18 protein-coding genes are annotated in these 21,282 nt (G+C 63.3%); 9 read left to right on the plus strand and 9 right to left on the minus strand.

Annotated elements, in window-relative coordinates:
• Positions 1-75: 75 nt before the first annotated feature.
• Positions 76-1,953 carry a methyl-accepting chemotaxis protein gene (locus G559_RS0112735; RefSeq protein WP_028628579.1) on the plus strand — a complete coding sequence of 626 codons (1,878 nt, stop codon included), beginning with the start codon at positions 76-78 and terminating at the stop codon, positions 1,951-1,953.
• Between the two features lie 35 nt (positions 1,954-1,988).
• On the opposite strand, the gene G559_RS30685 is transcribed toward G559_RS0112735, so the two are convergent.
• From G559_RS30685 to purU, 3 genes are read right to left on the minus strand one after another with little or no spacing between them, the layout of a single operon-like run.
• The gene (locus G559_RS30685; protein WP_169338771.1) at positions 1,989-2,162 is read right to left on the minus strand and encodes a hypothetical protein; all 174 of its coding nucleotides are present in this window, start codon (positions 2,160-2,162) and stop codon (positions 1,989-1,991) included.
• 9 nt (positions 2,163-2,171) lie between these two features.
• On the minus strand, positions 2,172-2,597 hold the full coding sequence (locus tag G559_RS0112745; protein ID WP_028628580.1) for a CBS domain-containing protein: 426 nt from the start codon (positions 2,595-2,597) through the stop codon (positions 2,172-2,174).
• 48 nt (positions 2,598-2,645) lie between these two features.
• The gene (gene purU / locus G559_RS0112750) at positions 2,646-3,497 is read right to left on the minus strand and encodes a formyltetrahydrofolate deformylase (protein WP_028628581.1); all 852 of its coding nucleotides are present in this window, start codon (positions 3,495-3,497) and stop codon (positions 2,646-2,648) included.
• A 325-nt stretch (positions 3,498-3,822) separates the two neighbouring features.
• Between purU and mvaT the strand changes: the two genes are divergently transcribed.
• On the plus strand, positions 3,823-4,203 hold the full coding sequence (mvaT, locus tag G559_RS0112755) for a histone-like nucleoid-structuring protein MvaT (RefSeq protein ID WP_028628582.1): 381 nt from the start codon (positions 3,823-3,825) through the stop codon (positions 4,201-4,203).
• An 82-nt stretch (positions 4,204-4,285) separates the two neighbouring features.
• On the opposite strand, the gene sbcB is transcribed toward mvaT, so the two are convergent.
• Complete coding sequence (sbcB, locus tag G559_RS0112760; protein ID WP_028628583.1) at positions 4,286-5,716, minus strand: exodeoxyribonuclease I; 1,431 nt, start codon at positions 5,714-5,716, stop codon at positions 4,286-4,288.
• A 309-nt stretch (positions 5,717-6,025) separates the two neighbouring features.
• On the opposite strand from sbcB, the gene G559_RS0112765 reads away from it, so the two are divergent.
• Genes G559_RS0112765 through G559_RS0112790 form a run of 6 tightly spaced genes read left to right on the plus strand, consistent with a single transcriptional unit; the run spans position 6,026 to position 12,895 of the window.
• Positions 6,026-6,760, plus strand: a complete 735-nt coding sequence (locus G559_RS0112765; RefSeq protein ID WP_036997371.1) for an RDD family protein — start codon at positions 6,026-6,028, stop codon at positions 6,758-6,760.
• On the plus strand, positions 6,757-7,737 hold the full coding sequence (locus G559_RS0112770) for a stage II sporulation protein M (protein ID WP_028628585.1): 981 nt from the start codon (positions 6,757-6,759) through the stop codon (positions 7,735-7,737). Before G559_RS0112765 ends, G559_RS0112770 begins: the two co-directional genes overlap by 4 nt.
• Positions 7,724-9,307: a DUF4129 domain-containing protein gene (locus G559_RS0112775; protein ID WP_028628586.1), complete on the plus strand. Its 1,584-nt coding sequence runs from the start codon at positions 7,724-7,726 to the stop codon at positions 9,305-9,307. Before G559_RS0112770 ends, G559_RS0112775 begins: the two co-directional genes overlap by 14 nt.
• Complete coding sequence (locus G559_RS0112780) at positions 9,304-10,545, plus strand: DUF4350 domain-containing protein (protein WP_028628587.1); 1,242 nt, start codon at positions 9,304-9,306, stop codon at positions 10,543-10,545. Before G559_RS0112775 ends, G559_RS0112780 begins: the two co-directional genes overlap by 4 nt.
• Entirely contained in the window at positions 10,542-11,567 is a 1,026-nt protein-coding gene (locus G559_RS0112785; RefSeq protein ID WP_028628588.1) for an AAA family ATPase, read from the plus strand. The genes G559_RS0112780 and G559_RS0112785 overlap by 4 nt, the downstream gene beginning before the upstream one ends.
• On the plus strand, positions 11,564-12,895 hold the full coding sequence (locus tag G559_RS0112790) for a DUF58 domain-containing protein (protein WP_028628589.1): 1,332 nt from the start codon (positions 11,564-11,566) through the stop codon (positions 12,893-12,895). The genes G559_RS0112785 and G559_RS0112790 overlap by 4 nt, the downstream gene beginning before the upstream one ends.
• A gap of 104 nt (positions 12,896-12,999) precedes the next feature.
• Here G559_RS0112790 and rhlB read toward each other — a convergent pair whose 3' ends face one another.
• From rhlB to G559_RS0112815, 5 genes are all read right to left on the minus strand, one after another.
• Complete coding sequence (gene rhlB, locus G559_RS0112795) at positions 13,000-14,475, minus strand: ATP-dependent RNA helicase RhlB (RefSeq protein ID WP_028628590.1); 1,476 nt, start codon at positions 14,473-14,475, stop codon at positions 13,000-13,002.
• Between the two features lie 98 nt (positions 14,476-14,573).
• Positions 14,574-15,731 carry a dipeptidase gene (locus G559_RS0112800; RefSeq protein ID WP_028628591.1) on the minus strand — a complete coding sequence of 386 codons (1,158 nt, stop codon included), beginning with the start codon at positions 15,729-15,731 and terminating at the stop codon, positions 14,574-14,576.
• A gap of 176 nt (positions 15,732-15,907) precedes the next feature.
• Positions 15,908-16,846, minus strand: coding sequence for a GGDEF domain-containing protein (locus tag G559_RS0112805; RefSeq protein WP_028628592.1), 939 nt, complete (start codon positions 16,844-16,846; stop codon positions 15,908-15,910).
• 313 nt (positions 16,847-17,159) lie between these two features.
• Entirely contained in the window at positions 17,160-19,061 is a 1,902-nt protein-coding gene (locus tag G559_RS0112810; protein ID WP_028628593.1) for an acyl-CoA synthetase, read from the minus strand.
• 28 nt (positions 19,062-19,089) lie between these two features.
• Positions 19,090-19,749: an alpha/beta hydrolase gene (locus G559_RS0112815; RefSeq protein WP_028628594.1), complete on the minus strand. Its 660-nt coding sequence runs from the start codon at positions 19,747-19,749 to the stop codon at positions 19,090-19,092.
• Positions 19,750-20,225: 476 nt separating this feature from the next.
• Here G559_RS0112815 and G559_RS0112820 point away from each other — a divergent pair, with 476 nt between their 5' ends.
• A complete protein-coding gene (locus G559_RS0112820; protein ID WP_028628595.1) occupies positions 20,226-21,254 on the plus strand; it encodes an amino acid ABC transporter substrate-binding protein in 1,029 nt (342 codons plus the stop codon).
• The last annotated feature ends 28 nt before the right edge of the window (positions 21,255-21,282 follow it).

Here is a 21,282-nt window from a genome sequence, read left to right on the forward strand (position 1 = left end):
CGACGTTTCTACTCAGTTTTTCTGCACTCACGTGCCATAAAGACTGGTGCCTGACCTAACCGGACGCAAGCAAACATGATCAAAAACCTGAGGTTCAGCCACAAGATTCTGCTTGCCGCCTCGCTGGTGGTAATTGCGGCTTTCTCGCTGTTCACCCTGTACAACGATTACTTGCAAAGGAATGCGATCCGTAACGACCTGGAAAACTATCTGCAGGAAATGGGCGATGTCACCGCCAGTAATATCCAGAACTGGCTTTCGGGCCGGATTCTGCTGGTGGAAAGCGTGGCCGAATCCCTGGCCGCCAACCCTTCGCCTGACGCCGTACCGACCCTGTTGCAACAACGGGCATTGAGCTCCACCTTCGCCTTCACGTACTTCGGCACCCAGGACGGGCAATTCACCATGCGCCCGGACAGCGCAATGCCCGAAGGCTATGACCCGCGCACCCGACCCTGGTATCAGGGCGCCAAGAGCGCCGGCGGCACCACCCTCACCGAACCCTATGTCGATGCAGCCACCGGCCAGCTGATCATGACCATCGCCACGCCGGTGCAGTCCCTCGGCGTGGCCGGCGGCGACCTGAGCCTGCAAACCCTGGTGCAGATCATCAACGCCCTGGACTTCGACGGCATGGGCTATGCCTTCCTGGTGAGCTCAGACGGCAAGGTCCTGGTGCACCCGAACAAGGACATGGTGATGAAGAATCTGCGGGAGATCTATCCGCAGAACACACCGGCCATCAATGCCGGCTTCAGCGAAGTGGAGGTGGAAGGCGTCACCCGCATCCTGACTTTCGCCCCGGTCAAGGGCCTGCCTTCGGTGAACTGGTACATCGGCGTGTCGGTGGACAAGGACAAGGCCTTCGGGATGCTCAGCGAGTTCCGCGCCTCGGCCATCATCGCGACGGTGATTGCCGTGGTGATCATCATCCTGTTGCTGGGCATGTTGATCCGGGTACTGATGCAGCCACTGCACATCATGGGTCGCGCCATGCAGGACATCGCCCAGGGTGAAGGCGACCTGACTCGCCGCCTGGCGATTCATGCGCAGGACGAGTTCGGTGAACTGGCCAGTGCCTTCAACCGCTTCCTCGAGCGTATCCACGGTTCCATCCGCGAAGTGTCTTCGGCCACCAACCACGTGAACCAGGTGGCCAAGCTGGTGCTGAACGCCTCCAACTCGTCCATGAGCAACTCCGACGAACAGGCCAACCGCACCAACAGCGTCGCCGCGGCGATCAACGAACTGGGCGCTGCCGCCCAGGAAATCGCCCGCAACGCCGCCGACGCCTCGCACCAGGCTTCCTCCGCCCGCACCCTGGCCGAGGACGGCCGTCAGGTGGTCGAGCGCACCATCCAGGCGATGAATGAGTTGTCCGGGAAGATCCGCGCTTCCTGCGGCAACATCGAGACCCTGAACAGCAAGACGGTGAACATCGGCCAGATCCTCGAAGTGATCAAAGGCATCTCCGAACAGACCAACCTGCTGGCGCTCAACGCCGCCATCGAAGCCGCCCGTGCCGGCGAGGCCGGCCGTGGTTTCGCCGTCGTGGCGGATGAAGTGCGCAACCTGGCCCACCGCACCCAGGAGTCGGCCCAGGAAATCCAGCAGATGATCGAGGAGCTGCAAGTCGGCGCCCGCGAGGCGGTCAGCACCATGACCGAGAGCCAGCGCTACAGCGAGCAGAGCGTGGAGATCGCCAACCAGGCCGGCCAGCGCCTGGGCAGCGTGACCCAGCGCATCGGCGAGATCGACGGCATGAACCAGTCGGTGGCCACCGCCACCGAAGAACAGACCGCCGTGGTCGACTCGCTGAACATGGACATCACCGAGATCAACACCCTCAACCAGGAAGGCGTGGAAAACCTCCAGGCCACGCTGCGTGCCTGTGCCGATTTGGATCAGCAGGCAGCACGCTTGCAGCATCTGGTGGGGAGTTTCCGGATCTAGATCGACGCTCTGCCATCCCAATACAGAGAAGGCGCCTAAGGCGCCTTCTTCTTTTCTTCCTCTTCCTGCACTTTTCGCCACAGCTCGGCAGCCCCGGGAAACTCGGTGCCGTTGTCCTCACTCAGCTCATCCGGGTCATAACGCCGTACGCAGCCTTCGCCCAACGTGGGCGGCGGCGTGGATGTAGCGCGGTCGCGTGGATCGGTCATGGGCGTTCCTCAGACTTCCGGCGGTTGCCCGGAATCGTGTTGGGCAAAGGCTTTTACGGCTCGCAGCACATCGCGGCGACTGATCTGGCCGACCAGCACACCCTCCTCCACCACAGGGAAACAACGGCGTTTGTCACGCAGGAAGCGCTGGCAAACATCGATGATATCGGTTTCCGGAGAAATGGTTTCCACCTGGGTGGACATATAGCCGCTGACGTTGCCGCCAATGGCCTCGTAATAGGCCCCGGAAAGAATGCCGCGCAGGCAATCGCCCTCCGAGATCATGCCGATGAGATGGCCCTGGGAATCCACCACCGGAGCGGCGGGAATGTGATGTTCCAGCAGGCGTTCGATAGCCAGGAAGAGGTCGGTGTCGGACCTGAAGGTCACCAGGTGGCGAGCCATGTAGTCGCGCACCTTGATGGATCTGAGCATGGGGCGGGCTCCTGTTCCAATTGACCGGAGCGGTGCCCGCCGAAGGGATCAGTCGAACACGACGGTCTTGTTATCGTGCACCAACACCCGGTCTTCAAGGTGATAGCGTAGCCCACGGGACAGGACCATCTTCTCCACGTCCTTGCCGAGTCGAACCATGTCCTCGACGCTGTCGCGGTGGGTTACGCGCACCACGTCCTGCTCGATGATGGGGCCGGCATCCAGCTCCTCGGTAACGTAGTGGCACGTGGCGCCGATCAGCTTCACCCCGCGCAACGACGCCTGGTGGTAGGGCTTGGCGCCAACGAAGGACGGCAGGAAGCTGTGGTGGATGTTGATCACCTGATGGGCGTAACGCTGGCACAGCTCCGGCGGGAGGATCTGCATGTAACGGGCGAGCACCACGGTATCGGCGCGATTCTCTTCCACCAGGCGGGAAACCTCGTCGAAGGCCGGCTGCTTGTTCTTCGGATCCACCGGGACGTGGACGTAGGGAATGCCATGCCACTCCACCATGCTTCGCAGGTCGTCATGGTTGGAGATCACGCAGGGGATCTCGCAATCCAGCTCGCCGCTATGCCAGCGGTGCAGCAGATCGGCCAGGCAATGGGACTCACGACTGGCCATCAGCACGACACGCTTTTTCACTTCGGAATCGGTCACCCGCCAGTCCATGGCGAACTCACGGGCGATCGGCGCGAACGCCTGGCGGAAACCATCCAGATCGAAAGGCAGGGAATCGGCACGGATTTCATGGCGCATGAAGAACCAGCCGCTCTGATTATCCGAATGATGGCTGGCCTCGGTGATCCAGCCGTTGTAGGTAGCCAGGAAGTTACTGACCTTGGCTACGATACCGACGCCGTCCGGACAGGCAATCACCAGACGAAATGTGCGCATGAGGGAACACTCCAGAGACTTCGCAAAGGCGGCCATTCTAGCTACTGCGCGCAGAAACTTCAGTAACCGCGTGCTTTGAAGGGGATTCCGCTGATCGCGGAGCAACACACAGCGCACAACTAAAGGGCACCATCCGACGCTGATATAGCGAGTATCCGAAGCACAATTACGCATTAGAACGGCAGCGGGACTAGTATCAAAGAAGAAGCCGACAACAATGCGTACAAAAGTTTTCGCGCTTATTTACTTACAGATAATCGCTGTCTATTATTGCTGACACTTCGCAATCGCAAGTCAACGTACGATTCCAACAAGGGACGCCGACATGTCGCTGATCAACGAATACCGGGCTACGGAAGAAGCCATCAAGGAGCTCCAAGAGCGCCTGAAGAACCTGTCCCAGGACGACAAGCTGAAGAAAGAACTGGAGTTCGAAGGCAAACTGCGCACTCTGATGGGCGAATATCAGAAATCCCTGCGCGACATCATTGCCCTGCTCGATCCGGACGCCCGCTCCAGCAAGGCTCCGCGCGCCGCAAAGGCCGGTGCTACTGGCAGCAAGCGCGCCCGCAAGGTCAAGCAGTACAAGAACCCGCACACGGGTGAAGTGATCGAAACCAAAGGCGGCAACCACAAGACTCTGAAAGAGTGGAAAGCCAAGTGGGGCGCCGAAGCCGTTGAAGGTTGGGCCACCATCCTGGGCTAAGCCCCTCGGCAATAAAGAACGCCAGCATCTGCTGGCGTTTTTTATGGCGCAGGTAAACCCCGGAAAGTTCCGGGGCCGGTTATCACAACCGATAGCGATGACCCAGTTCCAGGGCATATCGGCGCCACTCCAGCAACACCGTCTGTTGCGACGGTTCGGCTTTGGCCTGGAACTCATCCAGCGCCGCGAAAAAACTCTCCAGGGTATTTGGCGCCCCGAATTCCGGGCTCTTCAGCCGATTCCTGCAGAACTCCTCCCAGCGCCATCGATCGGTTTCCGACAAAGTTTCAGGGAAGTTTCTCGCACGGTAACGGAACAGCAACTCCGGCAGGCGCGTGTCGTCGAACGGCCAATTTTCCCGGGACAATTGCTGCGGATCGGCACGTCGAACTTGTTCGCAGAGACGACGATCCCGGTCGCCGAGAAATCCGCCGTACAACTGCTGCTCAGGATCATCCAGCGAAGTGAATTCCTCCTCCGCATAAATAACCGGCAACTTCTCTTGCCAGATGGCGGCCAGTTCGGTGAGCTGCGCGGCACGACGCTGGCAGAGTTCCAGGTCGACGCCCAGGCGCTGGCGATCGGTTTCTCGCAGTACCGCCAGCGGTGCTACCACCGGACAACGGTTGATATGCAGCAGCTTCAGCGGCACCGGCAACTCACCTTCCGCCAACTCATCACGTCGGGTGTACAGACGCTTTTGCAGAGCCTCCCCGTCGAGGTCCAGCAGCGGCGCAGGATCAGCTTGCAGGTCCAGCACGATCAAGGCATTGCGGTTGCGCGGATGCCAGGCCAGCGGCAGGACGACTGCCAGGTAATGGCGCTCGCCGGCAAAGCGCCCGGAGATATGCACCAGGGGCTGCAACAGGCGCACCTGCTCCTGCACCTTGTGCTTGCTGCGCAGTTGATAGAGATAGTCGAACAACCTCGGCTGACGCTCCCGCAGCAGACGCGCCAGGGCGATGGTCGCACGCACATCGGACAGCGCATCGTGAGCCTGGCCGTGATCGATACCGTTGGCGGCAGTGAGCAGCTCCAGGCGCAGGCTGACACGGCCGTCCTGCTGAGGCCACTCGATACCTTCAGGACGCAGCGCGTAGGCGGTGCGAACCACGTCGATCAGGTCCCAGCGACTGTTGCCGCCTTGCCATTCGCGGGCATAGGGGTCGTAGAAATTGCGGTAGAGGCTGTAGCGAGTGACCTCATCGTCGAAGCGCAAGGTGTTGTAGCCGGCGCCACAGGTGCCTGGTAGCGCCAGTTCGGCATGTACCCGATGCATGAACTCGGCTTCACCCAGCCCCTTCTCCGCCAGGGTACCGGGCAGGATGCCAGTGACCAGGCAAGCTGCCGGATGAGGCAGGATGTCGTCGCTGGGCTTGCAGTAGAGGTTGATCGGCTCACCGATCTCGTTGAGCGCCTCGTCCGTGCGAATGCCGGCAACCTGCAGCGGACGGTCGCAGCGCGGGTTGATACCGGTGGTTTCGTAGTCGTGCCAGAAGATGCTGGATGTCACGGCGTCCCCCTTGTTCGTGAGCGGGTCAGTCTAACACCGGGGCGGGTCAGGCAATGGCGCCGAACAGGCTGGGAAATTTCGCCATCAGCCCGCTTGCTGGCCGGAATATGGCGGGCCTAGAATCGCCGCCACTGGATGATCGACCCCCGACAAGGACTGCCCCCATGCCTGTGCCTTGCGCACCTCGCGCACACTCTGCCCCGTCGAATATCCCACACCCTTCACAGCATGCAGGTTGAGTCCTTCCTGCCAGGTTGCCTGGATACCGGCCGGTCGCTAGCATCGGGCTTTCCCCTTGGCGCCCAGCCGATGCCCGCAACCCGATCCAGTTCCCATCCTGCCGAGCCCCAGGCCCTGCCGCTGGACACCCGCTACCAGGTAGAGACACCGGAAGGCATTGACCTGGTCCTGCGTCCCGCCGGCCTGTTACCCCGCGCGCTGGCCTATGCCATCGACCTGGCGATCCGCGGTGCCATCATGCTTGTGTTGTTCATCGCCCTGGCCCTGCTCGGGCAGTTCGGCATAGGTCTCGGGCTGATCCTTATGTTCCTGCTCAACTGGTGGTACATGGTGCTGTTCGAGGTGCTCAACCAGGGCCGCTCGCCGGGCAAGCACGTGATGGGCCTGCGGGTGGTGCATGACGACGGCACGCCCATTGGCTGGTCCGCCTCGCTGGTGCGCAACCTGCTGCGCTTCGTCGATATGCTGCCCTTCGCCTACACCCTGGGCGCCCTCAGTTGCCTGCTGCACCCGACCTTCAAGCGCCTGGGCGACATCGCCGCCGGCAGCCTGGTGGTCTACCGCGACGAAAAGCCCCAGCGTCCTGAACTGCCGGATGCCGAGCCGGAGCGCACGCCCTTCCCCCTGAGCCTGGCCGAACAGCGCGCCCTGCTCAGCTTCGCCGAGCGCCAGGCCAGCCTGTCGCCGGCCCGTCGCGCCGAACTCGCCGGCATCCTGGCCGAGCCGCTGGAAGTGCCACCGGAACAGGCGCAAGCACGTATAAACGGCATCGCCCGTGGCCTGTTGGGGACGAACTCGCCATGAAACAGAACCTCTTCGAACGCCAGCACCAAGCAAGCTGGAAAGCCTTCGCCGAACTGCTCGATCGCCTCGAAGGCGGCAAGGCCGATGCGCAGGCCTGTGCGTCCTTCTCCGCCGACTACCGGCAGCTCTGCCAGCACCTGGCGCTCTCGCAGGAGCGCGGCTACAGCAGCCATCTGGTGGAGCACCTGCAGCAGCTGGCCATGCGCGGCCATCAGCAGTTCTACCGCCATCGCAGCCACCTCGGCGCGCGCCTGCTGGGCTTTCTTCTCGGCGGCTTCCCGCGCCTGGTACGCAACCAGTGGCGCAGCATCGCCGCCGCCAGCCTGCTGTTCTACGGGAGCCTGTTGCTGATGGGCCTGCTGGTGCACAACTGGCCTGACCTGGTCTACAGCGTGCTGGACCCGGAACAGGTGTCGTCGATGGAGTCCATGTATGACCCTGACGCCCGACGCATCGGCCCCATGAGCGAGCGAGACTCGGGGGATGACTGGATGATGTTCGGCCACTACATCATGAACAACATCGGCATCGCCTTTCAGACTTACGCCGGAGGCCTGCTCTTTGGTGTCGGCAGCCTGTTCTTCCTGCTGTTCAACGGCCTGCACATCGGCGCGGTGGCCGGCCATCTGACCCAGATCGGCTTCGGTGAAACCTTCTGGTCATTCGTCATCGGCCACGGCGCCTTCGAACTCACCGCCATTGCCTTCGCGGGCGCCGCCGGCCTGCAGCTGGGCTGGGCCCTGCTCGCCCCCGGCCGCCTGCCCCGTGGCGAAGCCCTGCGCCTGGCCGCCGGACGCAGCGTGCAACTGGTGGCCGGGGTGATCCTGCTGCTGGTGATCGCCGCCTTCGTCGAAGCCTACTGGTCCTCCGTGACCCTGGTGGAGCCCCAGGTCAAATACCTGGTGGGCGCCGGCCTCTGGCTGCTCGTAGGCCTCTACTTCGGCCTGGTCGGCAGGAGGGCGCATGCGCCTGACTGATGCCAGCGTCGCCATCCGCCCGCGCAGCGCCTGGGAAGCCATGGACCTTGGCGTGTTGCTGGCCCGCCGTCACGCCGGCCTGCTGATGGCCAGCTGGGCCCTCATCACCTTGCCGGTGTTCGGCCTGCTCACCCTGATCTGCTGGAACTACCCGGGGCTGTCCGTCTTCCTGTTCTGGCTGCTCAAGCCGGCCTACGAACGCCTGCCGCTGTACATCCTCTCCCGCGCCCTGTTCGGCGATACGCCCACGCTCAAAGAAGCCCTGCGCGCCTATCCGCGCCTACTCAAGCCCCAGTTGCTCGCCAGCCTCACCTGGCGCCGCCTCAGCACCACCCGCAGTTTCGACTTGCCGGTACTGCAACTCGAAGGACTTTCCGGGCAGGCCCGCAGCCAGCGCCTGGTGGTACTGGGCCAGCGCGATGCGGGCGGCGCCACCTGGCTGACAGTGATCGGCGTGCACCTGGAGTCAGCGCTCTGGTTCGGCTTGGTCACACTGCTCTACCTGATGCTGCCCCAGCAGGTGGCAATCAACTGGGACTGGCAGAAGCTCCTGGAAATGGCCTCCGGCGAATGGCTCTGGCTGGAGCATCTATCCAATAGCCTCTACGTCCTGGTGCTGATGGCCTGGGGGCCGGTGTACGTTGCCTGTGGCTTTACCCTTTACCTGAACCGCCGCACCTCCCTGGAAGGCTGGGACATCGAGCTGCAGTTCCGCCGACTACGCCAGCGCCTGACCGGCACCGCCTATGCCTTGCTGCTGGGCGTGGGCCTGCTGTTGACCCAATTGCCGCAACCCGCCATGGCAGACGATGCCCCGACCCTTTGCCTCGCACCCCAGGCATTCCTCGACGGCCCCGATGCCGAACGCCTCACTCACCAGTCCCTGACCGGCAAGGCGGCGAAGGACAGCATCACCGCCCTGCTCGACGCCCCGCCCTTCCAGAACCGCGAAACCGTTACCCGCTGGCGCCTGGGCGAGGAAAGCCCCGACCAGGATGTGAAGCCTGAAGATATGGAAGGCTGGGCTGAATTCATTCGCAACCTGTTCAAGCTGGCCGAGTACGCCAAGAGCCTGGATGTCGTCGCCTTGGTGATCAAGGTGTTGCTCTGGGGCCTGCTGATCAGTCTGTTGGGCTTGCTGCTCTGGCGCTACCGCGACTGGCTCGCCGCCTTCGCAAGCCGCCTGGGGCTGCCGCAGCGCCGTCGACGCGAGGCGCCGTCGGTGCTGTTCGGCCTGGAGCTGGCGCCGGAAAGTCTGCCCGACGATGTCGCCGGAGAAGTCGAACGCCTCTGGGCCAGCCAGCCCCGCGAAGCCCTCGGCCTGCTCTACCGGGCCCTGCTCAGCCGCCTGTTGCACGATTTCCGCCTGCCGCTCAAGCAGTCCCACACCGAAGGTGAAGTGCTGCAACTGGTGCATCGCCTGGATAACACCGAACTGGAAGGCTACAGCCAGACCCTCACCGGCCACTGGCAGAACCTCGCCTACGGCCACCGCCTACCCGCCGCCGAGCAGCGCCAGGGCCTCTGCGATGGTTGGCGGCGTCTGTTCGTCACGGGAGCCGTGTCGTGAACCTGCGTCCGCGCTTCCTCATCGGTGCCGGCCTGTTCCTGCTGCTTGGGCTGGCGGCGATCTACATCGCTGGTCGCCTGCAACCCTACCAGGACACCGTCGAACACGGCCCAGCGCCCGAAGTGCTGGGCAATCCCTATCTCGCCGCCGAACATTTCCTGCGCAAGCAGGGCCTGCAAGTGACCCGTGCCGACGGACTCGACGTGCTCGACGGCCTGCCCAGCGCGGGCCACAGCCTGCTCTTGCTCGGCAGTCGTTCGCGCATGACGCCTCGTCAGGCCGACCGCCTGCTGGAGTGGGCGAACAAAGGCGGCCACCTGCTGTTCATCGCCGAACGCCTCTATGAAGAAGAGGATGGCAAGAGCGGCGACCTGCTGGCCGACCGCCTGGGCGTCCAGCAGTACGAGACCAAGGACCTGGATGAAGACAAAAGCACCGAGCCAGGTGAGCCGGAGGAGCGCGAGGCCGAGGCACAGGCGATGGACGCCGCGGCCACGCAGGACGAGCAGGCCCCGGCCGAGGAAGACCCCTTCCCCGAGCTGACCAAGCTCTACCTTGAAAATGAACAGGCCCCTGCCTACGCCAACTTCGATCCGGACTTCCACCTTTACGACAGCCAGAACCGAGCCCACGCCTGGGCCAACAGCGCCAAGGCCACGCACATGCTGCAACTGAACCACGGCGACGGACTGATCACAGTCCTCACCGACGGCTGGATCTGGCAGAACCGCGACATCATCGAATACGACAACGCCTGGCTCCTCTGGTACCTCACGCAGGACAGCGCCGTCACCCTGCTGTACCGCGCCGAGCGCGACAGCCTCGGCACCCTGCTCGGGCAGAACTTCCCCGAGGCCCTGGTGGCCCTTGTGCTGCTCATCGTCCTCGTGCTCTGGCATGTCGGCCAGCGCCAGGGCCCGCTGATGGCACCAGCCAACCGGGCACGCCGGCAACTCGAAGAACACCTGCGCGGCAGCGCCGACTTCCTGCTCCGCCGCAGTGGCCAAGCCAGCCTGCTACAAGGCCTGCAACGGGATATCCAGCGCCACGCACGGCATCGCCACCCCGGTTTCGAACGACTTCCCGTGGCCGAGCAGTGGCAGGTGCTGGGCCGCCTGACCCGTCTGCCGCCCAGCGCCATCAGCCAGGCCATGCGGCCGCTGCCCAAGCAACGGCTCAACGCCAACGACTTCATCCGCCAGGTCGCCCACCTGCAAACCCTCAGGAATGCCCTATGAGCGAACAGATTTCCGACCCGTCGCAATCCGAAGCTGCCGGCGCCAACGCGGCCTCGGTCGCCACCCAGCGCCAGCGGGCCAGCCAGTTGGCCCAGGCCCTGCGCCTGGAACTGCAGAAGGCCGTGGTTGGCCAGGTCACCGTGATCGAAGACGTGCTCACCGCCTTGCTGGCTGGCGGTCACGTGTTGGTGGAAGGCGTGCCCGGGCTCGGCAAGACCCTGCTGGTACGTGCCTTGGCCCGCTGCTTCGGCGGCGAATTCTCGCGCATCCAGTTCACCCCCGACCTGATGCCCAGCGACGTTACCGGCCACGCCGTGTACGACATGCAGAGCGAGCAGTTCAAGCTGCGCAAAGGCCCGGTGTTCACCAACCTGCTGCTGGCGGACGAGATCAACCGCGCCCCGGCCAAGACCCAAGCCGCCCTGCTGGAAGTGATGCAGGAGCGCCAGGTGACCCTCGAAGGCCGCGCCTTGCCGGTGCCACAGCCGTTCCTGGTGCTGGCGACGCAGAACCCCATCGAGCAGGAAGGCACCTATCCCCTGCCGGAAGCCGAGCTCGACCGATTCATGCTCAAGCTGCGCATGGACTACCCGGCTGCGGACGAAGAACTCAACCTGGTACGCCAGGTCACCCGCTCTGCCCGCGCCGACATGCTCGAAGTGGCGCCGCTGCGCACCCTCCTCCAGGCCCGCGATGTGATGGCCCTGCAGAAAATCGCCAGCGAACTGCCGGTGGACGACCAGGTCCTCGATTACGCAGTGCGCCTGGCCCGCGCTACCCGTAGCTGGCCGGGCCTGGCGATGGGGGCCGGACCACGTGCGTCCATCGCTCTGGTCCGTGGCGGTCGCGCCCGTGCCCTCCTGCGTGGCGGCGATTTCGTGTTGCCGGATGACGTCAAGGGCTGCGCCCTGGCGGTGCTGCGTCACCGCGTGCGTCTCTCGCCGGAACTGGATATAGAAGGCCTCTCGGTGGACCAGGTACTCCAGCAACTCCTCGATCAGGTGCCGGCGCCGCGTCTATGAAGCCTTCCCGCGCATTGCTCGCGCTGGTAGCCGGACTCTTCGGTCTGGCCCTGTTGCTCGGCGCCTTGCCAGTCCTGGGAATAGGCCTGCCAGCGCAGTTGCAGCCGCTCTGGTGGGGCCTGCTCTGTGCCCTGGCGCTGCTCGGCACGCTCGACGCCGTCTGGTTGCGCCGCCTGCCGTCGCCAAACCTGGAACGGGCACTGCCGGGGAACCTGGCACTGGGCCGCTGGAGTGAAGTCCGACTGACCCTGCACCATGGCTACGGCCGCCCCCTGATGGTCGAAGTTTTCGACCAGGTGCCGGCGACCATGGAGTTCGAACCCTTGCCACAGCAGGTTGCCCTGCACCCCGGCGAACACACCGAGTTCGGCTATCGGGTACGTCCGCTCAAGCGTGGCCACTTCCACTTCCCGGCTTGCGAAGTCCAGCTACCCAGCCCGCTGGGCCTGTGGCGCCACAGGCGGGTGCTCGACCTCCGTGGCGAAGCGCGCGTCTATCCAGACTTCGCACGTCTCTACGGTGCCCAGCTGAAAGCGGTGGACGACTGGCTCAGCCAACTGGGCGTGCGCCAGCGGCCACGCCGTGGGCTCGGCCTGGAATTCCATCAGCTGCGGGAGTTCCGTGACGGCGACACCCTGCGCCAGATCGACTGGAAAGCCACCGCACGCAAACGCACGCCCATCGCTCGCGAGTACCAGGACGAGCGCGACCAACAGATCGTCTTCCTCCTCGACTGTGGCCGTCGCATGCGCAGCCAGGACGGCGATCTGTCCCACTTCGACCATGCGCTCAATGCCAGCCTGCTGCTCAGCTATGTGGCCTTGCGCCAGGGGGATGCGGTGGGTCTGAGCACCTTCGCTGCGGAGCACGACCGCTTCGTGGCGCCGGTGAAGGGCCCAGCACAGCTGAATGTGCTGCTCAACGGCGTCTACGACCTGGACAGCACCCTGCGTCCGGCCGACTACAGCGCCGCTGCGGAAGCGCTTCTGGCGCGCCAACGCCGGCGCGCCCTGGTGGTGCTGGTGAGCAACCTGCGCGATGAAGACGATGCCGAGCTGTTCAGCGCGGTAAAACGCCTTGGCCGACAACACCGCCTACTGGTGGTCAGCCTGCGCGAGGAGGTCCTCGACAGCTTGCGCCACACGCCGGTGCAGGGCTTCGATGACGCCCTCGCCTATTGCGGCACGGTGGACTATCTCAATGCCCGAAACAGCCTCCATGAACGCCTGGCCGCGCACGGCGTACCTGTGCTGGACGCCCGCCCCAGCGAGCTGGGGCCGCAACTGGTGAGCCGCTACCTGGCGTGGAAGAAGGCTGGAGCGCTGTAGGGGCGAATTAATTCATTCGCCAAGGAGACCGCAGGTCTCCCCTTCCCGCCGTGCAAACAAAAAAGGCGAAGCCTTCGCTTCGCCTTTTCTCATTCCGCCAAACCTCAGTGATGCTTGCGCGGTACCGACTTGAGCAGTTCGGTCGGAGGCATTTCGCAATTGATCTTGCGACCCAGCAGCTCCTCGATCGGCGGCAGGGCGAAAGCATCGTCCTCACCAGCGAAGCTGATGGAGGTGCCGCTGGCGCCAGCGCGACCGGTACGGCCGATGCGGTGGACGTAGTCGTCCGGGTCTTCCGGCAGGGTGAAGTTGATCACGTGGCTGATGCCATCGATGTGAATCCCACGACCGGCGACATCGGTCGCCACCAGCACGCGGATCTTGCCTTCACGGAAGCCTTCCAGGGTCCTGATGCGCTTGTGCTGGGGCACGTCGCCGGACATCTGGGCGGCGCTGATGCCGTCCTTGGTCAGACGTTCCTCAATACGGCGCACTTCGTCCTTGCGGTTGGCGAAGACCATTACCCGGGTCCAGTCGTTCTGGGCGATCAGGTTGTAGAGCAGCTTGTACTTGTCGCTGCCGGCTACGGCATAGACATGCTGTTCAACGGTTTCGCTGGCAACGTTCTCCGGCTCGATCTCGACGATGGCCGGATCGACGGTCCATTGCTTGGCCAGGTTCATCACGTCTTCGGTGAAGGTGGCGGAGAACAGCAGGGTCTGACGCTCCCCCTTGAACGGGGTCTGCCGGATGATCTGGCGTACCTGCGGGATAAAGCCCATGTCCAGCATGCGGTCGGCTTCGTCCAGCACCATCACCTCGACCATGTCCAGGTGCACCTCGCCGCGCTGGTTGAAGTCCAGCAAACGGCCGGGGGTGGCAACCAGGATGTCGCAGAAGCGCGATTCCAGTTGTTTGAGCTGTTTGTCGAAGTCCATGCCACCGACGAAGCTCATCACACTGAGGCCGCTGTACTTGGTGAGGGCCTGGGCGTCCTTGGCGATCTGTACCACCAGCTCGCGGGTCGGCGCGATGATCAGTGCGCGCGGCTCGCCCATGTAGCGCTCTTTCGGCGGCGGGGTTTGCAGCAGCTGGGTGATGATGGAAATGAGGAAGGCGGCGGTCTTGCCGGTGCCGGTCTGGGCGCGGCCGATGGCGTCCTGGCCCTTGAGGGTGAAGCCCAGTACCTGGGCCTGGATCGGGGTGCAGTAGGGGAAGCCCAGATCATGGATGGCATGCATCAGCCGCGGATCGAGGTTGAAGTCGTGGAAACGGGTCTTGCCTTCCAGGGGCTCCACCGCGAAGTCTTCGAGCTTCCAATTGTCTGCCGGGGCGGCAGCCTTGGCCGGACGCTCGCGGCGCGGCTTGTCGGATTTGGGCTTGTCGCTGCGGGGTTTCTTCTCGCTACGCGGCGGGCGTTCGCTGGAGCCTTCGGCCTTTTCGCCTGCTTCGCGAGGCGCTTTCTTCGGTTTGGCCGGACGCTCTTCCTTCTCGGCATGGGCGTGGGCGGGTACAACGGGGGCGGGGCCGGATTGGGGCTCTTCGCCCTTGCTGAATATCTTCTTGAGTGCTTTGAGCACGGTGGTCTCGTCGATTGATTAAGGAATGAACGGCCGCCAGTGTAAAGCAAGATGCCCGCAGGGCGAAGAGCCGCGGGCATTCGAGGGCTTGACTTGGACTAAGGAAGGGTCTCCAGAAGCAATCTGCGCACGTTTCCGCCCATGATGGCGGCGATCTCCGCCTCGTTGAAACCGGCTTCCTTGAGCCCCTGGGTCAATTGCGCCAGGCCGCTGGTGTCGAAAGGCGTATGGACCGCGCCATCGAAGTCAGAACCCAGCGCCACATGGGCCACACCCACCTTGTCGGCAACGTAGCGGATGGCTTTGACGATGGCCTTGACCGAGGTTTCACAGACGGCGGTGTCCCAGTAGCCGATGCCGATGACCCCGCCGGTGGCGGCAATCCGCTGGACATGGGTATCGCTCAGGTTGCGGGTGCCCGGGCAGGTCCCTTCGACGCCGGTGTGGGATACCAGCACCGGACGCTCGGCCATGCTCAGCACATCGTCGATCAGTGCGCGTGAAGCGTGGGCGAGGTCCACCAGCATCTTCTTCTCTTCCAGGTGGGCAATCACCCGACGACCGAAGGGCGTCAGGCCGCCCTTCTCCAGGCCGTGGGCGGAGCCGCCTAATTCGTTATCGAAGAAATGGGTCAGCCCCATGATGCGGAAGCCCGCGTCGTACATCCGGTCAACGTTCTCCAGCTTGCCCTCCAGAGGGTGCAGGCCCTCGGTAGCGAGGAGGGCGGCAACCTGGTTCGGGTCCTTCTCCCAGGCTGCGAGGTACTTGGCGAAATCGTCGCGGCTGCGCACCAGGGTCAGCTTGCCCTGGCTGCCGGCGGCGGCTTCCTCGAGCTTCTTGCCTTGATAGAGGGCGCGTTCAAGCAAGCTGGTCCAGGTCGCACGGGGCCAGCGCTGGGCCATGACCAACAGGGTGATGTCGTCGGTGTCCGAACCATTGCGCTCGTAGTTGAGGCCACGCGGGGTCTTGGTGACGGTGGAGAACACCTGCAGGCCGACATGGCCTTCGAGCAGGCGCGGCAGGTCACTGTGGCCGAAGTCATGGCGCTCCAGCAGGTTGCGGTTCCACAGCAGGGCGTCGTCGTGCAGGTCCGCGACGAACAGGGTCTTGTGCAGGCTCTCTGCCTCGTCCGAAGCGTGATAGGGCGGCGGTGCGGCCACCGTGTTCATCTCACGGTCGAGGAACCCCGGCAGGTAGAAGAAAATCCCCAGGCCAACGGCCACCAGCAGTAGCAAAGCGATCAGGAGTTTGCGCATGTCCAGCTTCCCGGCTGTCTTTTGTAGTGAACGGACTCTAGCAAACAGACGTTTGAACGAAGCGGAAATGTAGGCAAATGCTCTTTTGTGGCAGCGAACTCATTCGCTTGGGGCAGCGCGGCTGCCCAGGGGAGCCTGCTTGGCCAATGAATTCGCCCCTGCAACTGCCGGGGTTACTAACCGTTCAGGCGGTTTCGTCCATCCTGCTTGGCCTGGTAGAGCGCCGTGTCGGCTCGGGCGATCAAGCCCTGCAAGCTGTCCGGTTGGCGCATTTCGGCCAGGCCGATGGAGACCGTCACGCCGGGCAGCACCCCCAGTGGTGAATAGAAGGAAGTAATCTGCTCCAGGCTGGAACGCAGTCGCTCACCGATGGTGCGGGCCTCTTCGCAGCTCATTTCCGGCAACAGGATGACGAACTCCTCCCCCCCGTAACGCGCCATGCTGTCCTTGGGACGCAGTTGGCTACGCAAGGTGTGGGACACCAGGCAGAGCGCGTAGTCGCCGGCCAGATGACCATGGCGGTCGTTGTAGGCCTTGAAGTGGTCGACATCGAGCATGAGCATCGACAGCGGTTGCTCGTTGAAAGCGCAACGGGTGCTTTCACGCTGATAGATCTGTTCCAGCCAGCGCCGATTGAACAGTCCGGTGAGGGTGTCGATCTTGGCATTCTGCTCGGTATCGAGAATGATCCGATTGCCCCGGCGCACACGGTCGCAAAGCACTTCCAGCAGGTTCTGCATCAACTGCGGCGATTGCTGGAACAGACTGACCAGGGATTGCCGATGCAAGCGCAGCGCGGTGGTGGGCTCGCAGGCCACCACGTAAGCCGAAGGATGCTCGTTGTCGATGAAGCTGATCTCACCGGCGCATTCGCCCGGTTCGATGTTGCTCACCGGGTTGTTGTCCAGGGACCCGAGGTAAACCTTCAGCCGGCCGCTCACTACCAGGTAGAGGTACTGGTTGCGATTGAACGGAGACAGCACCACTTCACCCGCCTCCAGATCGCAGGCGCGGAATTCCTTCAGTAGCTGCTCGAGACTTTTCGCGGCGACGTTCTGGAACAGGCGCAGTCGGCTCAGCAGGTGTAAGTCTTCTTGCCAGTGAACATGCTTCATAGCTGCAACAGCCTCGGATGGCAGTCGAAGCGGACGGCACCGCTAACGATCCCTGTCTTAGGTGTTAACTCCACGTGACAGTATTCCCGCACCTTTTAGCTGGCAATGCCCGCCAAAAGTTGGGCCGACAGACGGCGTCATATCGGTAAGGAACGCGACAATTCCTGATATTCGCCACAATTTCGCAACATATTTCTGCACACACACAAAACCCGGAGGCGTAACGCATCCGGCGCGAGCCGCTCGATTCAGGTACTTGGAGCGCAACAGGCCGCCCTGGAAGGCGGCCTGTTGCCAGCCAGTATAGATGGCTTCAGGCCATCAGCCGGAACTTCACCGAAAAGCCAGCCATGCGGGCCTCCAGCCGCTCCTGGAGTTGCGAATCCAGATTCGGCACGTGGATCTCGGCGATCTGCCCGTGGCGATCATCGTTCACCACCTCCACCCGAACGCCCGGGGCGATTTCGCCCAGCACCTCTTCCAGCACTCGACGGGTGGCGTCGAAACGCAGCGTCGGCTTGAAGGTCTTGCCCACGGCGGTGACCGGAATGGCGTCGATAATCCAGACATCCTTGGGCACTGCTGCACGCTCGGGCACATGTTGCGCCGCATGTGCCAACAGCTCGGCTTCGCTGGCACGGGTGCCGGGCTTTAGCTGCACATAAGCCACCGGCAGCTCACCGACCTTGTCGTCCGGCTTGCCGACGGCGGCCGCCATGGCCACCGCCGGGTGTCGATGCAAGGCTTCTTCGATCATCTGCGGATCGATGTTGTGACCGCCGCGAATGATCAGATCCTTGCTGCGGCCGGTGAGCCAGATATAGCCATCGGCGTCCATGCGGCCGAGGTCGCCGGTATTGAACCAGTCCCCATCGACCCAGATGTCCTTGTTCTTGCTCGCCTGCAGGTAGCCCTTGAACACGGTCACGCCACGCACGCAGAGGTTACCGATCTCGTCAGTCGCGGCATCTCGCAGGTAGCTGCCCTGCTCGTCCAGCACCACCACCTTCACCTGGCAGTAAGGCATGCGCATGCCGATGGAGCCTGGCCGGCGTTCGCCATGGGCAGGGTTGCCACAGGTGCCGCAGGTGGCTTCGGTCAGGCCGTAGCCTTCGATCAGCTTGAGGCCGGTCTTGGCCTCGAACTGGCGGATCAGCTCCACCGGCATCGGCGCCGCACCGCACAGCGCATAACGCAGGCTGGACAGGTCATGCCCCTCGCTGGGCACCTGCAAGAGACCGGCATAGATAGTCGGTACGCCGCTGAAGAAGCTCACCCGGTAGCGCTCGATGACCTTCCAGAAGTTCTGGATCAGCCGCGCGTTGCGATAACCCTGGGGCGTGGCGATGAGGATCTCGGCGCCGGCGAAGAACGGCGCGAGGCCAGTGACCATCACGCCATTGACGTGGAACAGCGGCAAACCACAGAGGGTGTTGTCGCCCTCTCCCAGGTTGATGGCGTAGGCGAGGATCATCGCCATGGCCACTTCATTGCGATGACTGTGGGGCGCCAGCTTGGGCGTACCGGTGGTGCCGCCGGTATGGAAGTAGGAGGCGACATCGTCCGGCGCGATCACCCGGCCGCTTTGCAAATGGTCGGCCGGGAAGCGGTCGAGCAACTCGTCGAAGTCCAGCACGCCGTCCGGCAGCGGGCCGCGCTGAGCCTTGATTGCGCTGCGCTGAGGTTCCGGCAGCAGGTTGGCGAGGTCGACGGTGACAATCGCCTCCAGTTCCGGCAGGCGCTCGCGCAGCCCTGCAACCTTGTCCCAGAGATCGGTTCCCGGAAACGGAGCCAGGGTCACCAGCACCTTGGAGTCGGCGGCATGGATCAGCTCGGCGATGTGCTCGGGCTCCAGCAGCGGGTTGATGGCGTTGACCACACCGGCCGCTTCACCGCCCCAAATGGTGAAGTGGGTGTGCGGCAGGTTCGGCAACAGGAACGACACCGCCTTGCCCGGCCGCACGCCCAGATGGTGGAAGGCGTTGGCCGCCTGGGTGACCCGCGCCAGCAGTTCCGCATAGGTCAGCTCGAAGGGCGCTTCCTCGGCGTCGCCCTGCAGCAGGAAGGTCATGGCGCGTTTGTGCGGGTGGCGTTCGGCACTGCGACGGATCAGCTCGTAGGTGCTGTCCGGCATGCCGCGTTCTTCCAGCGAAAGGCGTTCGATGTCTTCAATATCGCGCAGGTTGGCGATAGGCGGAGCGGAGGTCTGGGCCATGGTCGGTTCTTGTTCTGTTGGATTGGGATCAGCTGTGCAGTCGTTCCACCAACCAGATGCCGATGTCACGAATCTGCTGCGGCAATACTTCATGGGCCATCGGATAGTCGCGCCACTCCACGGGAACGCCGGCGGCCGCCAGGCGATCGTGGGCAGCGCGGCCCATCGCGGGCAGCACCACGTCGTCGAAAGTGCCATGCAAGCAAAGGACCGGCAGTTGTCGTTTTGTATCCGACAGTTTCATTTCGTCAGTGAAGGTCGGCGCGTAGGTGGACAGCGCCAGCACGCCACCCAGTTCACCCGACCAGCGCAGGAAGGCCGTGTGCAGCACCACGGCGCCGCCCTGGGAGAACCCGGCGAGGAGGATGCGGCGAGGCTCGATGCCGCCGTCGATCTGCGCCTGTACCAGGGCCATCACCTGCTCCGCCGATTCTTCCAGCTGGGCCTCGTTGATGGCGCGCTCGGGGCGCATGGCCAGGATGTCGTACCAGGACGGCATGGCCCAGCCGCCATTGATGGTCACCGCGCGGGTTGGCGCCTGGGGCATCACGAAGCGGGTGGTACCCAGGACTTCCTGCAGGGCCTCGGCCACCGGCAGGAAGTCATAGCGATCCGCACCCAATCCGTGGAGCCAGATGACGCAGGCATCGGCGCGATGTGTGGGCTCAAGGATCAATGTGTCGCTCATGTGTGGCTCCGTTGTGGTGCATCTGCACAGTTGTGGGGCGGATGCATCAGACAGGGTGGTTTGATAACTGAAATATATGTCGCAAGGCTAAAACTTTACCTATTGACCTATCGGAATAGTCCTACTGGCATCTTGCTGGTACGGCCTTTGCTATCTAGCTGCAGACTGAAACATGCCCGCGGCAAGGTAACACTTGCCCGGCGTGCAACGGGTTGGGCAGCGGCTCCGGCCGAAGCCTTGCAGGCGGTCATCTGGCGACATTCGTGGCGTCGGGGTGGGCGCAATCCGTCTCCAGCCCATTTGACCAATGGGCGAGGAAGCGTCTGGTGGCGAGCGGAGCAGCGCCAACTAGACTCCTTCCTTAGGTCCGACACCCCGGTTGACCTTTTCCAGTGCATGAAAGGTTGAACCTGCCTCACGAGGGTACGGCGGTGGGACCGAGACTCCAACACCAATAAAAGCAACTGGAGGTTTTGATGAAGATGGTGAAATCCACCCTGGCCGTGCTGACCGCGGCAACCGTTCTCGGTGTCAGCGGTTTCGCGCAGGCGGGCGCCACCCTGGACGCGGTGAAGAAGAAAGGCTTCGTGCAATGCGGCATCAGCGACGGCCTCCCGGGCTTCTCCTATGCCGATGGCAAGGGTAACTACAAGGGCATCGACGTTGATGTCTGCCGTGCCGTTGCCGCCGCCGTGTTCGGCGATGCCAGCAAGGTCAAGTTCAGCCCGCTGACCGCCAAGGAACGTTTCACCGCGCTGCAGTCCGGCGAAGTCGACGTCCTTTCGCGCAACAGCACCTGGACCAGCTCACGTGACGCCGCCATGGGCCTGAACTTCACCGGCGTGACCTATTACGACGGTCAGGGCTTCCTGGTGAACAAGAAGCTCGGCGTATCCAGCGCCAAGGAACTCGATGGCGCCACCGTCTGCATCCAGGCCGGCACCACCACCGAGCTGAACCTGTCGGACTACTTCCGCGCCAACAACCTGAAGTACACCCCCATCACCTACGACACCTCCGACGAGAGCGCCAAGTCGCTTGAATCCGGTCGTTGCGACGTACTGACCTCCGACCAGTCCCAGCTCTATGCACAACGCATCAAGCTGGCCGCTCCGGATGAGTACGTGGTACTGCCGGAAGTCATCTCCAAGGAGCCTCTGGGCCCAGCCGTGCGCCAGGGTGACGAGGAATGGTTCGACATCGTGCGCTGGTCCCTGTTCGCCATGGTGAACGCCGAGGAACTGGGCATCGACTCGAAGAACGTCGAGGAAACGGCCAAGTCCACCAAGAACCCCGACATTGCCCGTCTGCTGGGCACTGAAGGCGAGTTCGGCAAGGACCTGAAACTGCCGAAGGACTGGGCGGTGCAGATCGTCAAGCAAGTGGGTAACTACAGTGAAATCTTCGATCGCAATATCGGTGCCGGTAGCGAGCTGAAGATCGAACGTGGTCTCAACGCCCTGTGGAACAAGGGCGGTCTGCAGTACGCACCGCCGGTGCGCTGACCGTCGCCCGGCGGCCACATGACGTGGC

The sequence above is a fragment of the Metapseudomonas resinovorans DSM 21078 genome (genome assembly GCF_000423545.1).
Classification (GTDB): domain Bacteria; phylum Pseudomonadota; class Gammaproteobacteria; order Pseudomonadales; family Pseudomonadaceae; genus Metapseudomonas; species Metapseudomonas resinovorans.